The sequence below is a fragment of the Novosphingobium sp. 1529 genome (assembly GCF_040544855.1).
Lineage (GTDB): Bacteria > Pseudomonadota > Alphaproteobacteria > Sphingomonadales > Sphingomonadaceae > Novosphingobium > Novosphingobium capsulatum.
The window spans coordinates 62,972-77,106 of record NZ_JBEPKW010000001.1 but is presented as its reverse complement, the minus strand read 5'-3'; the positions used below and the strand labels follow the sequence as shown (position 1 = coordinate 77,106).

At 68.4% G+C, this 14,135-nt stretch carries 5 protein-coding genes; 1 reads left to right on the top strand and 4 read right to left on the bottom strand.

Annotated elements, in window-relative coordinates; translation table 11 throughout:
- Nucleotides 1-127: 127 nt before the first annotated feature.
- Both ggt and ABIC78_RS00315 read right to left on the bottom strand, forming a co-directional pair.
- Nucleotides 128-1,909: a gamma-glutamyltransferase gene (gene ggt / locus ABIC78_RS00320; RefSeq protein WP_354487163.1), complete on the bottom strand. Its 1,782-nt coding sequence runs from the start codon at nucleotides 1,907-1,909 to the stop codon at nucleotides 128-130.
- Between the two features lie 11 nt (nucleotides 1,910-1,920).
- Nucleotides 1,921-2,955 carry a quinone-dependent dihydroorotate dehydrogenase gene (locus tag ABIC78_RS00315; protein ID WP_022677612.1) on the bottom strand — a complete coding sequence of 345 codons (1,035 nt, stop codon included), beginning with the start codon at nucleotides 2,953-2,955 and terminating at the stop codon, nucleotides 1,921-1,923.
- 396 nt (nucleotides 2,956-3,351) lie between these two features.
- Between ABIC78_RS00315 and ABIC78_RS00310 the strand changes: the two genes are divergently transcribed.
- Nucleotides 3,352-4,332 (top strand): helix-turn-helix domain-containing protein, encoded by a 981-nt coding sequence (locus tag ABIC78_RS00310; protein WP_354487160.1) that lies wholly within the window; start codon nucleotides 3,352-3,354, stop codon nucleotides 4,330-4,332.
- Nucleotides 4,333-4,357: 25 nt separating this feature from the next.
- On the opposite strand, the gene lldD is transcribed toward ABIC78_RS00310, so the two are convergent.
- Nucleotides 4,358-5,491 carry an FMN-dependent L-lactate dehydrogenase LldD gene (gene lldD, locus ABIC78_RS00305; protein WP_354487158.1) on the bottom strand — a complete coding sequence of 378 codons (1,134 nt, stop codon included), beginning with the start codon at nucleotides 5,489-5,491 and terminating at the stop codon, nucleotides 4,358-4,360.
- 188 nt (nucleotides 5,492-5,679) lie between these two features.
- Complete coding sequence (locus ABIC78_RS00300; RefSeq protein ID WP_354487156.1) at nucleotides 5,680-14,016, bottom strand: beta strand repeat-containing protein; 8,337 nt, start codon at nucleotides 14,014-14,016, stop codon at nucleotides 5,680-5,682.
- Nucleotides 14,017-14,135 lie beyond the last annotated feature (119 nt).

Genomic DNA, 14,135 nt, shown 5'->3' with positions numbered 1-14,135 from the left:
ACTCTCCCTGCTGGCCCGTATTCGGACCAGTTCCCAAAACGGATAGCTAGGCCGCGCGTTCCGTTACGGCAAGCGGGGTTTGCGGGCAGTCACCCGGCTGCCATGGGGCAGCTGGATGACCGCGGACTCACTGGGCGATGGCGGCGCCTTCGCTGCGCGGATCGGCCGCGCCCTGCCAGCGATCGCCCACGCGTTCGATCGCATTGGCCTTGAGCGGCATCTTGCATGCCTGGGTCTGGGCATGGCCCATCGCCACCAGCGTGGGGATCATCGCCTCAAGCCGGGTGCCCTGTTCGACGCAGACGCGGTCACCAGGCGCAAACAGCACGGGCAGGGCCAGCGCCTGCTGCGCGGTAAGGTGCCAATCGAGCACGCCGATCAGCGCGCGGATCACCTGGGCGGGGATCGTGGCGCCGCCTGCGGCCCCCACCACCAGGCGGATCTGGCCGTCAGGGTCGAACACCACGGTGGGCGACATCGAGCTGCGCGGCCGCTTGCCGCCTTCCACCCGGTTGGCGGTAGGCTGGCCATCGCGCAGCGGATCGAGGTTGAAATCGGTCAGTTCATTGTTGAGGAAATAGCCACCGGCCATCAGCCCCGAACCAAACGCGCTTTCCACCGTGGAGGTATAGCTGGCGGCATTGCCCCAGCGATCGACGGTAACGAAATGCGATGTGCCAAATTCGGGCTGCGGCCGTGCCGGGGCAAGTCGCGCGGTGACGCCGGCCGGAATCCCGGCGGCAACGTGGGGCAGTGCGGTCTGCGCCGAAATCAGCTGCGATCGCTGTGCCAGATAGGCCGGATCGACCAGGCCGGGCACCGGCACTTTGACGAAATCGGGATCGGCCAGGTACTGATCACGATCGGCATAGGCGAGGCGCTCGCTTTCCGCCAGCAGGTGCCAGGCCACCGGATTGTCCGGCCCCAGCGCGGAAAGATCGAAGCGTTCGAGCTGGCCCAGCGTGGCCAGCACCGTGGTGGCGCCCGACGAGGGCGGCCCCATCGAACAGATGCGATACTGGCGATAGCGGCCGCAGATCGCCGGGCGCGCCACGGCCTTGAACGCGGCCAGGTCTGCCGTGGTCATTGGCGCCGGGTTGACCGGGGCGGTGCCCACCTTGGTGGCGATGGCCTGGGCATTGGCGCCGGAATAGAACCAGTCGGCGCCATGGAGTGCCACCGCTTCCAGCGTATCGGCCAGCGCCGGGTTGCGCACGATCGTGCCCACCGGCAGCGGCTGGCCATCGGCGCCATAGAACAGCGCCTTTCCGGCCGGATCGAGGCCGGCGATATCGGGATTGTCGGCCAGGGCATGATAGAGGCGCGGGGTAATGGCAAAGCCATCGCGCGCGAGGCGGATCGCCGGGGCAAACAGCATGTGCCAGGCGAGCTTGCCATGTTCGGCATGGGCCAGCGCGGCCAGGCGCAGCGAGCCAGGCACACCCACGCTGCGCCCGCCGGGGCGCGCCTGGGGAAAGGCCATGGCCTGGCCATTCTTGAAGAACCACTGCGGCGTGGCGGCGGCAGGTGCCTTTTCCCGCCCGTCGACCGTATCGACCTGGCCGGCGGCATCGGCCATGATCAGGAAACCACCACCGCCGATGCCGGAACTTTGCGGTTCCACCACGGTCAGCGCGAGCATGGTGGCGAGCGCGGCATCGGTGGCCGAGCCGCCCTGGCGCAGCATCTGCGCCCCGGCATCGGCCGCGCGCGGATCGGCCGCAGAAACCAGACCCTGGCGGCCGACATCGGCCCCATCGGTGCGGCCCGGGGTGAGGGCGAGCGCGGGGGCCGGCGTGGTTGCCGTACCCGGTGTGGCGCCGGGCATGGTCTGGCAGGCGGCCAGGGCCAGCGTGGAAATAACCGCGAGGGAAGCGGTGGCAAGCGGGGAGAGGCTGCGCAAGGTCATGGCAGCAATGGCTATTGCGTCCCGACCGCCTCTGCAATGCTTGTCATGCCTTCGGCACGCACGCGGCGGGCGAGGCCGGTGATGATGTGCTGCGCCAGCCGGGGGCCATGATAGACCATGCCGCTGTAGATCTGGATCAGGCTGGCCCCGGCGCGGATGCGTTGCCAGGCATCTTCGGCACTGGCGATGCCGCCCACACCGATCAGCGGGATAGCCCCGCCAGTGGCGCTGCGGAACGCACGCAGCATTTCCAGCGCCAGCGGCGCGAGCGGCTTGCCGGATAGGCCGCCGGTTTCGCCGGCATGGGCCGAACGCAGGCTGGCCGGGCGAGTGATCGTGGTGTTGCTCACGATCAGGGCATCAAGCCGCTTGTCCATGGCGATGCGGCAGATCGCATCGATATCGGACCGTTGCAGATCCGGCGCCAGCTTGAGGAAGATCGGCGTCTTGTGCGGCGCGCGGGCGGCGATCACCGCATCGAGCAGATCGCCCAGCGCGCTTTCATCCTGTAACGCGCGCAGGCCCGGCGTATTGGGCGAGCTGATATTGACCGTGAGATAGGTGGCCAGTGGCGCCATGATCCGCGTCATTTCCGCGTAATCGGCCACGCGATCGACCGAATCCTTGTTGGCGCCGATATTGGCGCCCAGGATGCCGGGCTTGCCCAGGCGCTGGGTCAGGCGCCGGCTGACCACTTCGGCGCCGTGGTTGTTGAAGCCCATGCGGTTGATCACCGCTTCGTCCTCGACCAGGCGGAACAGGCGCGGGCGCGGGTTGCCGGCCTGGGGCCGCGGGGTGACCGTGCCGATTTCGACAAAGCCGAAATCCAGCCCGAACAGCGCGTCGGCCACTTCTGCGTTCTTGTCGAACCCTGGGGCCAGGCCGACCGGATTGGGGAACACGATCCCTGCCACGCGCTGCGCCAGCGCAGGCTCCGGCGCGGCGCGGCCGCCGGCCGGCGCCATGGCCAGCGCGCGCAGCGTCAGCGTGTGTGCGGTTTCTGCCGGCAAACGAAAAAGCAAAGGACGTGCAAGACGATAGAGCATTAACGGGCCATGCGTTGGGTGCGGTCGGGGAAGGGCTTCCTATTGCGGGCCGCGCGCGCGCCGCCAAGCCGCAAAACACGCTTGGCATGGTTTAGTGTCGTGAGGTGGGGCGAAAACTTTTCCGCTGTGGCGCGGATGCCACCGATTTTGTCGAATCCATACAATCAGGGAATCGACCTATCGCTTAGGTCCGCTTTGCGACCCGAAGGGCTCGGTGCAGTGATGTATCGGGTTCTCCACTTTACGGCGGCTTGGCCCTTGGCCCAGCCGCCGTTTTTTCATCCATTATCGAAGTATCGCTTTGTATTGCTTGACATGACAGTGGCTTGGATGGTCGCTGGCAGCCATGGGGCAATACGAAAGATCACAGTATCGGCAGCCGTTCCGGGTGCAGCGATGAACCATGCCACGGCGCCGCGGCACCCTTCGGGTATCGGCCTGCGTTCCTGGGGACGCACCGACACTGGCGGGGATAGCCTGACCCTTGATCACTGGCCCGCGCCGCCTGCCTTGGCGCCTTATATCGGCAGCTTTTTCCAGATATGCGGCGCCGATCCGCTGCAGGAAGACTTGCTGCCGGCCGGCCCAGCCATGCTGGCGATATTCCTGCGCGGGGAAGGGCTGCTGCGGCTGCCCGGCGGCCTGGCCGATGCGAGCGCGCCGGCCAGCGTTATCACGCCGCTGCGGGCCGCGGCGCGGATCGAGATTGCCGGGCCCTGGCACGTGTTCGGCGCGCTGCTGTCGCCGCTGGGCTGGGCGGCGCTGACTGGCGGCCTTTCCGCCTCGGAGCACGGCAACCGGCTGCGCGATGCGGGCGAACTGCTGGGCGGCGGGGTGCGCCGCCTGGCCGCAGACCTGTCCCAGGGGCACGGCGTTCGGCCCTTTACCCTGGCCGAACTGGTGGCACGCAGCGTGCCGGTACTGCAGGCGCGGCTGCATGCCCTGTCTGACGCGCACGTGCGCCTGGTGGATGAGGTGCAGGCCTGGCTGGCCCGCGCGATGTCACCGGTGGTGGACGATCTCTATCGCGATGCGTGCTATTCCCCGCGCCAGCTGCAGCGCCTGGTCGATCGCTATTTCGGCTTGCCACCCAAGCAGCTGGCGCGGCAGCATCGCGCCCTGCGCGCCGCCGCGCTGCTGGCCGATCCCGCCACCACGCCGCAGCAGGCCGCCAGCGTGGCCGATCATTTCTATGACCAGTCGCACCTGATCCGCGAAGTGCGCCTGGTGACCGGGCGTACCCCGGCCCGGCTGATCGAGCAGCGCCTGCCGCTGCTGGATGCCATGCTGGGCCTGCATGCGCCGGCGGTGCGGCGGATCGGTGCGCTGGCGGGCGCTGCACAACCCACTACGCCGCCGCCCGCCACCCCGGCGTGATCCGGGCCAATTGCGCTGGGCGGGATCAGCCGGCCAGCGTGTGCGCGCCGATATCGGCTACGGTGCGCGCGCCGGTCAGCGCCATGGTCACGCGCATGTCGCGCGCGATGAGATCGAGCAACTGGCCCACCCCCGCGCCGCCGCGCGCCGCCAGGGCATAGATGAACGCGCGGCCCAGCATCACTGCATCGGCGCCGCTGGCCAGCATGCGCACCACGTCGAGCCCGGTGCGCACGCCCGAATCCGCCAGGATGCGCAGATCGCCCTGCACCGCATCGGCAATGCGCGGCAGCGCCGCGACGGAAGACAGCGTGCCATCGAGCTGGCGCCCGCCATGGTTCGAGACGACCAGGCCATCGGCGCCAAACCGCACCGCATCGCGCGCGTCTTCCGGTTCGAGGATGCCTTTGACCACCATCGGCCCGTCCCAGAAGGCGCGGATCCATTCGAGATCCTTCCAGCCGATGCCGGGATCGAAATTGTTGCCGAGCCAGCCGATATAATCGCCCAGCGCCATGGGCTTGCCCATATAGGCCGAGACATTGCCGAGGTCGTGCGGCTTGCCGCGCAGGCCCACGTCCCAGGCCCAGGCGGGGTGGGTCATCGCCTGGATCATGCGCCGCAGCCCGGCGTAGGGGCCCGACATGCCCGAATGTGCATCGCGATAGCGCGAGCCGGGCAGCGGCATGTCGACCGTGAATACCAGGGTCTTGATGCCGGCGGCCTTGGCGCGTTCCAGCACGTTGCGCATGAAGCCGCGATCCTTGAGCACATAGAGCTGGAACCAGATCGGGCGCGGGCACTGGGCCTGTACTTCTTCGAGCGGGCAGACCGACACGGTGGAAAGCGTGAACGGCACGCCATGGGCAGCCGCGGCGCGCGCCGCCTGCACTTCACCGCGGCGGGCATACATGCCGGTCAATCCGACCGGCGCGAGCACGACCGGCAGGGCCATGTCCTCGCCAAACAGGGTGGTGGCAGTGGACAGCCCGCCCACGTTGCGCAGCACGTTCTGGCGGATGCTCAGCGCCTGGAGATCGGCCTCGTTCCGGCGCAGCGTGGTTTCCGCACCCGATCCGCCGTCGATATAATGAAACAGAAACGGCGGCAGGCGCCGCGCGGCCGCGCCACGGAAATCGGTGGGTGCGGAAATGATCATCTGCCTTGCTTCCTGCTGTGCCGTGTGCGGCGCGGCCGTTGCCGGCGGCCGTTCCTGGCGGCAGGCACTATCACGGCAGCGCCGCAATGGGGAGGGGGAGAACCTGCGGCGATGATCGATTGTGATTGCATGCAATCAAAAAGGGGCGCCGATGGCACCCCTTTCCGAAACCGCCCTTGCAGCCACGATCAAAGTTGAAAATCAGTGGCTTGCAGGTTGACGACACCATCCAGCCGGATCCAGAAATCCGACAGGCCATCGCCATTGGTATCACCCTGGACATAGGTGTTGCCGGCGGTCTGGATATAGCGCAACTCGCCCGCCACGTGATGGAATGCGCTGTTGCCGATCCAGGCAAAGGCATCATCGCCCACGGTATGGGTATTGGCATCCACCCCGATCAGCGAGATCAGGTCTTTCGAGCCGCGCGAGAAATCGGTGATGCGGTCGGCGGTGGAGGCCGTGTTGCCACCGAAATCGCCATCGCGGAAGATGAACTTGTCAGCCCCCGCGCCGCCGGTCAGCACATCGCGCCCGGCACCGCCGATGAGGCGATCGTTGCCCGCGCCGCCATCCAGCGTGTTGCGCCCGGCATTGCCGGTGATCACGTTGGCGCCGCTATTGCCGGTTACCACCAGGTTCTTGGTGCCGGTCAGCGTCACGTTGTCGACATCGGCGCCCATGGTGAAGCTGTGGTTGGAAGCCACGGTCACCACGTCGGCCAGGGCAAAGCCGATGCCGCCCAAGGCTTCATACTTGCTGGCATTGATGGTGATGCCGGTAGTGGCGTCAATCGCGGTGATGCCCGAACCGGCCAGCCCGGCCAGGGTATCAGCACTGAGCGCGGCGATCGCGGCGCCGGTGTCGACCAGCGTGATCGGGCCTGAGCCGATCAGCTGGATATTGCCGAGTTGCGCTGCCTGGGCCGCGGTGAGGCTGAAGCCGCCGCCCGAGACTTCCACGCTGTCGACCCCGTTTGCATCCATCGCTGCGAACACGGCCGGAGACAGCGTGGCAAGATCGGCGGCGCTGGCCGTGATCGTCACGTCGTCGGTAGCGGCAAGGTGCATCGTGCCCAGCGCGGTAAACTGGGCCAGCGACAGCACCAGTGCATCATCGCTGGCATCGATCGCGGTAATCCCCCGCCCGGCGAGCCAGGCCAGATCATAGGGCGAAAGGTTGGCGAGCGTCGCCCCGCTTTCGGCCAGGACCACGTCGCCGCCGGCAAAGGTGTAGTCGGCATAGCGATAGAGATCGGCCAGGCCGAGCGTGAGCGTGCCCTGGCTGATGGCGATGGCATCGATGCCATGCTGGCCCAGGATGGCGCGCGTTCCGGTGTCGAGGGCAAAGGCCTGCTGGGCAGTGAGATCGACCACGGCCAGGTCTTCACCCGCAACATACATGCCGCCCATGGCGCTCACTTGCGCAAGCGAGAGATGCACGCTGCCGTCAGTGGCATCGATCACGCCAACTCCGCGCGCGGCCAATGCGGCAAGGCCATCGGGCGAAAGCGCGGCGATATGCGCACCAGTATCAACCAGGCTGCGGCCATCATAGCCCGCCAGGACCATCGACCCGAGCGCATCGTATTGCGCCACCGACAGGGCCAGCGGGCCGTTGACCTGGATGACATCCACGCCTTGCGTCCCCAGGGCGATCAGTTCCTGCGCGTCGTGTGCCGCCAGGGCGCTGCCGCTGACCGTGAGGCGCACGGTGACATCGGGATCGATCGCCAGGCCGCCCTGCGCCAGATGGTGCAGCGTGGCCAGATCGACATAGAGCGGCTCGCCCAGCGTGCCCACCATATCGACCCCGGCGGCAACCAGCGCGGCGACATCGGCGTCATCCAGCGTGGCCAGGCTATCGCCGTTGAACCACAGCCTGACGGTGTCTGCGCCGGTCAATGCCACAGTGCCCAGTGCCAGGAATTGGCCATAGGACAAGGTGATCTGATCGTCGCTGGCATCAATCCGGGTGACCCCGCTATCGGCAAACGTGGCCAGCGTTTCTTCGCCCAGATTGGCGATCGCCGTGCTGCTGTCGCGCACCACGACCGCGTCGCCATGGGCAAAGCCGATGCCGTCCTGCACCAGGCGCGACCAGCCATCGACATCCACGATGATCGCGCCATCGGTGGCGTGGATCGTGGTGACGCCGCGCGCTGCCAGGTCATCGATCTGGCTGCGCGACAGGGCGGCCAGCGTTTCCGCGCTATCGGCCAGGGTCAGCACGTCGTCTGGTGCGATGCCCAGTGGGGCGATGGCGTGGAACTGCGCCAGCGACAGCGCCAGCACGTTGTCGGTGGCATCGATACGGTCAAACCCGGCATCGGCCAAGGCTGCCAGCGCTTGCGGCGAGAGTGCCGCCAACGCGCTGCCGCTATCGGTGATCGTGGCGGTGCTGGCGGGGTCTATCGTCATGCCCGCGATGGCCTGGGCCTGGCTGACCGTGACGGCAAAGCCATGGCCGGTGGCGGCGATGGCCGTAACGCCGGCGGCGCGCAGGGCGGCAATATCGCCCACCGACAGCGTGGCGAGATGCGCCCCGCTATCGACCAAGGTGGCGGGCAGATCTGCGGCAAAGACCATGCTGCCCAGCGCCAGGGCCTGTGCCACGGTCAACGCGGCACTCGCACCGGGCGTGCGCAGGATATCGATGCCCTGGCTGGCGAGGTCGTGCAGTTGCGTGGGTGTCAGGGCCGAAAGCTGTCCTGCCGCGATGGCCAGCGTGACGCTGTCGCCCTGGGTCAGGGTGGCTGTGCCCAGCGCATCGAACTGCGCCTTGCTCAGCACCAGGGCATCGTTGGTGGCATCGATCCGGTCCACCCCGGCGGCGGCCAGGCCAGCCAGCGCCGTGGCGGAGAGGTTGGCCAGTGCATCGCCGGTGTCGGCAAGGATCACTGTATCCCCATCAGCAAAGGTGACGCTGCCGAGGGCCAGAGCCTGCGCCACGCTCACCGTCAGCGGGCCATCGCTCGCGTGGACCTGGTCAACGCCGATGGCAGCGAGCCACGACAGGGTTTCGGGGCTGAGCGCGGCAAGTGCCGTGGCGCTGTCGGCCAGGGTCACCGGCTGCGCGCCACCAACGGCGATCTCGGCCAGATGCAGGGCCTGCGTCTGCGCCAGATCGAGCACCAGCGCGCCGCTGCTGGCGTTGAGCGTGACTGCGCCAGTGGCATCGAGCAGCGCGATCGCGGTGGGCGACAGTGTGGCAAGGTGGTCTGCGCTGTCTTCAATGATGATCCCGCCGGACGACGTGGGGTAGGCGGACAGGGCAAGCGCCTGCGCCACGCTCAACGTGGGCATGGCCATGCCCAGGTCGATCGCATCGATGCCATGGTCGGCCAAGGCGGTAATCTGCGCGGGCGAAAGGGTTTCCAGCGCGAGCCCGGCAAGCGCCAGCGTCACTGTGGCGGCCGGGGCCATGACCATGCTGCCCAAGGCATCGAACTGTGCCTGGGTCAGTGTCAGCACGCCGCCGGTGCTAGCCAGGATATCGACATGCATGCCGGCGAGGTGGGCAATGGCGGCGGCGTCGAGCGAGGCCAGCACGGCCGGGCTGAGGGTCAGCGTCACGCTGTCGCTGGCCGTCAGCGCCACGGTGCCATCGAGTGCCAGGAACTGGTCATAGCTGAGCGTCAGCGCATCGTCGGTGGCGTCGATCTGCCGCAGGCCGGCATTGCCTGCCTGGACCAGGTAGGCCGGATCGAGCGCCGCCAGCGCCGCGCCGCTATCGGCCAGGACCACGCTGGCCACGTCCAGGTCCACGCCATGGAGCGCATCGAACTGCGCGAGCGAAAAGGTGACGGCGCCTGGATCGGTGGCGGCGATATAGGCCACGCCCAGATCCTGCAGCCGGGCAATGTCTGTCAGCGAGAGGCTGGACAGCGCCGTGGCGCTGTCTTCCAGCACGATCTGGTCACCCGGCGTAAAGGCCAGCGGCGCCAGCGCGCGGAACGTGCCGAGGCCAAGCACGATCTGATCATCGCTGGAATCGATCGCATCGACGCCTTGCGCCACCAGGGCGGCCACGCCGGCGGCATCGAGCGCGGCCAGGTGGACGCCGCTATCGACCAGGACCAGCGTGGCGGCCGGACCGACCGTGACCTGGCCCAGCGCGGCGAGTTGGGCCGGCGAAAATGCCAGGACGTGGTCGGTCACGGCGATGGTATCGATGCCGTGCCCGGCGAGCGCGGCGAGCGCCGTGGCATCCAGCGCGGCCAGCGCGGCGCCGCTATCGGCCAGGGTCACGCTGTCACCCACTGCCAGCACGACCTGGCCCAGCGCGGCCAGCTGATCGGTCGTGACGGTAAGCGTGCCGGCGGCCGATGCCAGGGTATCGATGCCCTGGCCGGCAAGGCCGGCCAGCATCGGCAGGCCGGCATCGTCCAGTTCGGCCTGCGTGGTCACCAGCGTTGCACTGGTGGCGCTGGCAATGTGCCCGCCATCGAGCGCGTTGAACTGCGCCCACGTCCATTCCAGCGCGCTTTGCGTGGCGCTGACCACACTCACGCCATGGCCGGCCGCCTGCGCGATCTGGGTGGGGGAAAGCGCGTTGAGCACGCTGGCGTCATCGGCCAGGGTGAAGCCATGCTGCGTGGCAAAGGCCAGTCCCGCCGCAGCATCGAGCCGTGCCACGTCGAGCACCAGGGCATCGTCACTGACCATGACGATGACGCCACCCTTGGCCGAAAGCGTGGCGAGCTGCGCCGCAGTGAGAGCGGAAAGCGCCGCGCCGTTGTCTTCAATGGTCAGCACTTCGTTGGCGGCCAGGCCGATCCCGGCCATGGCCACGGCGCTCGCCGCGTCGAGCGTGAAATGGCCTTCGACGCTGCCGACCGTGGTGGCGCCCAGCGCGGCGAGGGTGGCCCATTGCGTTGGGCTCAACCCTTCCAGCGTGCTTTGCGCATCGTGCACGATCAGCGTGCTATCCGGCGCCACCAAGGTGCCAGCGAGAGCCAACGCCTGCGTCGCATCCAACTGCACCGTGCCGTCGCTGACAGCGATGCGGTCGACGCCCAGCGCCACCAGATCCGCGAGGGCCGTGGGCGAAAGGCCGCCAAGCGTTGCGCTGCTATCGCGCAGGGTCACGGTATCGGCGGCGGCCAGCGTCAGCCCGCCCAGCGCCTGCGCCTGGGCCACGCTCAGGGTCAGCTCATGATCGGTGGTGGCCAGGGCATCGACCCCGGCTGCGGCCAGATCGGCAAAGTCCTGCGCCGTAAGGGCGGCCAATTCGCTGCCGGTGGCCACCACGGTGACCAGGTCTGCAGCGGCGAGCGTGACGCCATGCAGCACCTGCGCCTGGGCCAGTGACAGGGTAAGGGCATTGTCGGTGGTGTCGACCGTGTCGATCCCCTGCGCTACCAAAGCGGCCAGCGCGGCGGCTGACAGGGCGGCAACATGGGTGCCGCTGTCGGCCAGGGTGAGCGTGTCAGTGGCAGAAATGGCCACGCTGGCCAGCGCGCCAAGCTGCGCCACGTTGAGATGCAGGGCATTGTCGGTGGCATCGATCGCGTCGATCCCGGCGGCGGCCAGCCCGGCCAGCGCCGTGGCAGACAGCGCAGCAATCGCCGCGCCGCCATCGGCCAGGGTGATGCTGTCGCTGCCGGTCAGCGCGATGGAGCCCAGCGCCTGCGCCTGCGCCACGGTCAGCGCCAGGGCATCGTCGGTGGCATCGAGCACATCGATTCCGGTGGCGGCCAGCGCGGCGATCTCGCTTGCGGTGAGGGCGGCAAGGTTGGCCGCGCTATCGGCCAGCGTGATCGTATCGGCGGCGGCCAGAGTTACCACGCCCAGCGCCAGGGCCTGGTCGGCAGACAGGGTAAGCGCGCCATCGGTGGCGTGGACCGTATCGATGCCAAGCGCGGCCAGACCGGCAAGGTCAGCCGGGGTCAGTGCCGCGATATGGGCGGCCGTGTCGGCCAGGGTGATCGCGTCATCGGCGGCCAGCGCCAGGCTGCCCAGCGCCTGGACCTGCGCCACGCTCAGCGCCAGGGCATGGTCGGTGGTCGCCAGGGCATCCACCCCGGCGGCAGCGAGGGCGGTAAAATCCTGTGTGGTCAACGCCGCGAATTCGGCGCCGGTGGCCAGCACGGTGACCATGTCGGCGCCGGTAAGGGCCAGGTTGCCCAGTCCCTGGACCTGGGCCAGCGACAGGGTGAGCAAGTCATCGCGCGCGTCGATGGCGGTGAACCCGCGCGCGCTCAGATCGGCCAGGTCGGCCAGCGACAGCGCGGCGATATGCGCGCCGGTATCGACCAGCGTCAGTATGTCGCTGCCCGACAGGGTCGCGCCGGCGAGCGCCTGGGCCTGTGCGACGGTGAGCGCGAAGGCATCGTTGCTAGCGTCGATCGTGTCGATGCCGGCCGTGACCAGCGCGGCCAGGGCCGTTGCCGAAAGCGCCGCGATGTGGGCGCCGGTATCGGCCAGCGTCACGCTGTCGGATGGGGTCAGGGCGATGGTGCCAAGGGCCTCGGCCTGCGCGACAGACAGCGTAAGGCTGCCGCCCGTCGTGGCGATGCGATCGATCCCGGCAGTGGCCAGGGCCGCAATGTCGGCGGCAGAGAGCGCCGCGATATGCGCGCCGCTGTCGGCCAGCACGATGGTATCGCCGCCGTGCAGCGCCACGGCGCCCAGCGCTTGGGCCTGTGCCACGCTCAGCGCCAGAGTGCCGTCGGTGGGGTGGATCGTGTCGATCCCCAGCGCCGCCAAGCCAGCGATGGTCGCGGCGGAAAGCGCGGCAAGATGAGCGCCGGTATCGGCCAGGGTGACACTGTCAGCCTGGGTCAGGGCGATGGTGTCGAGCGCGTCGAGCTGTGCCACGGTCAGCGCCAGGGCATTGTCGGTGGCATCGATGCGGTCGATCCCCAGCTGCGCCAGATCGCCGATCGTGCCGGCCGCCAGCGTGGCCAGCGTGGCGCCGGTATCGGCCAGGGTGATCACGTCTGCCCCGGTCAGGGCGGTGCCGGCCTGGTCAACCGCCAGCGCCTGGTCCACATGCAGCGTCAGGACATCGTCGATGGCGTCGATCCGCGTCACGCCATGGAGGTAAAGGTCTTCCAGGCTCGTGCCGGTCAGGGCCGCGATCGCGGCGCCACTGTCGGCCAGAACCGCGCTGTGCCCGGTGAACCACAGGTTGCCGGCGACCACGGCCTGGGCCTGCGCCACGGAGAGCATCGGCTCGCCATCGCTGGGGCCGAGCAGATCCACGCCGGCCTGCGCCAGGGCGGCGATGGCAACCGGTGACAGGGCCTCGATCTCGGCAGCCGTCGCCTGGGCGATCACGGTGTTGCCCGGCGTCAGCGCCATGGTGCCCAAGGCGCCGATCTGCGCGAGCGAAAGGGTAAGCGCCCCATCGCTGGCATCGATCGCGTCGAACCCGGCCGTGGCCAGTTGCGCCAGTTCGGCCGGGGTCAGCGCGGCCAGGTTGCTGCCGGTATCGGCCAGGGTAATGCTGTCGCTGCCGGTCAGCGCCACGCTGCCCAGCGCCAGCGCCTGCTGCACCGTCAGGCTCAACGCGTTGTCGGTGGCGTCGATGCGGTCAATGCCGATGGCGCCCAGATTGGCGATGTCGGCGGCAGAGAGCGCGGCCAGCGCCGCGCCGCTGTCCGCCAGGGTAATCACGTCGCCACGCGCCAGTTCCACCGTGCCCAGACCCTGGACCTGCGCCACGGACAGGGTGAGGGCATTGTCGGTCGCGTCGATCTTGTCGATGCCGGCGTCGGCCAGCGCGGCAAAAGCACCGGCCGAGAGCGCGGCCAGGTTGCTGCCGCTGTCGGCCAGGGTGATCACGTCGCCCGCAACCAGCTCCACCGTGCCCAGCGCCTGATACTGCGCGACCGAAAGGGTGAGCACGTTGTCGGTGGCGTTGATCTTGTCAAAGCCCGAGGCGGCCAGGCCGGCAATCTGCGCCACGCTGAGGGCGCCGATGCTGGCACCCGTGCCCGATAGCGTGAGGACGTCGTTGGCGGCCACGGTCACGCTGCCCAGCGCCTGGTATTGCGCCAGGGTCAGCGACAGGACGTTGTTGGTTGCGTCAAGCTGGTCCACCCCGGCATCGGCCAGCGCGGCGATATCGCTGGGGGTGAGGGCGGAAAGCGCAGTGCCCGTGCCGGTCAGCGTCACGGTGTCGCTGCTGGTCAGGGCCACGGTGCCGAGCGCCTGATATTGTGCGACGCTGAGGTTGAGCACATTGTCGGTGGCATCGATCCGGTCGATCCCGGCATCGGCCAGCGCGGCGATATCGCTGGCAGACAGCGCGGCGATATTGGTGCCACTGTCAGCCAGGGTGATCACGTCGCCCGCGGCCAGCGTCACCACGCCCAATGCCTGGTACTGGTCCACGGTCAGGCTCAGCACGTTGTCGGTGGCATTGATCTTGTCGATGCCGTTTGCCGCGAGGTTGCCAAAATCGCTTGCCGACAGCGCCGCGATGGCAGCGCCGGTATCGGCCAGGGTGACGGTATCGGCCGCGGAATAGGGCGCATTGGCGTTGTAGGCCGACACGGTGACGTTGATATTCGCCATTTTCTTGACACCTCAAGGCGTTGAAAAGAACATGGCGTACCGCTGCCGCTTGCGCAAAAAGTGGCCGCCAGCTGTGTTGATCCGCCCGGCCAGGGCCAGGCGGCGCATATTCACGAGGT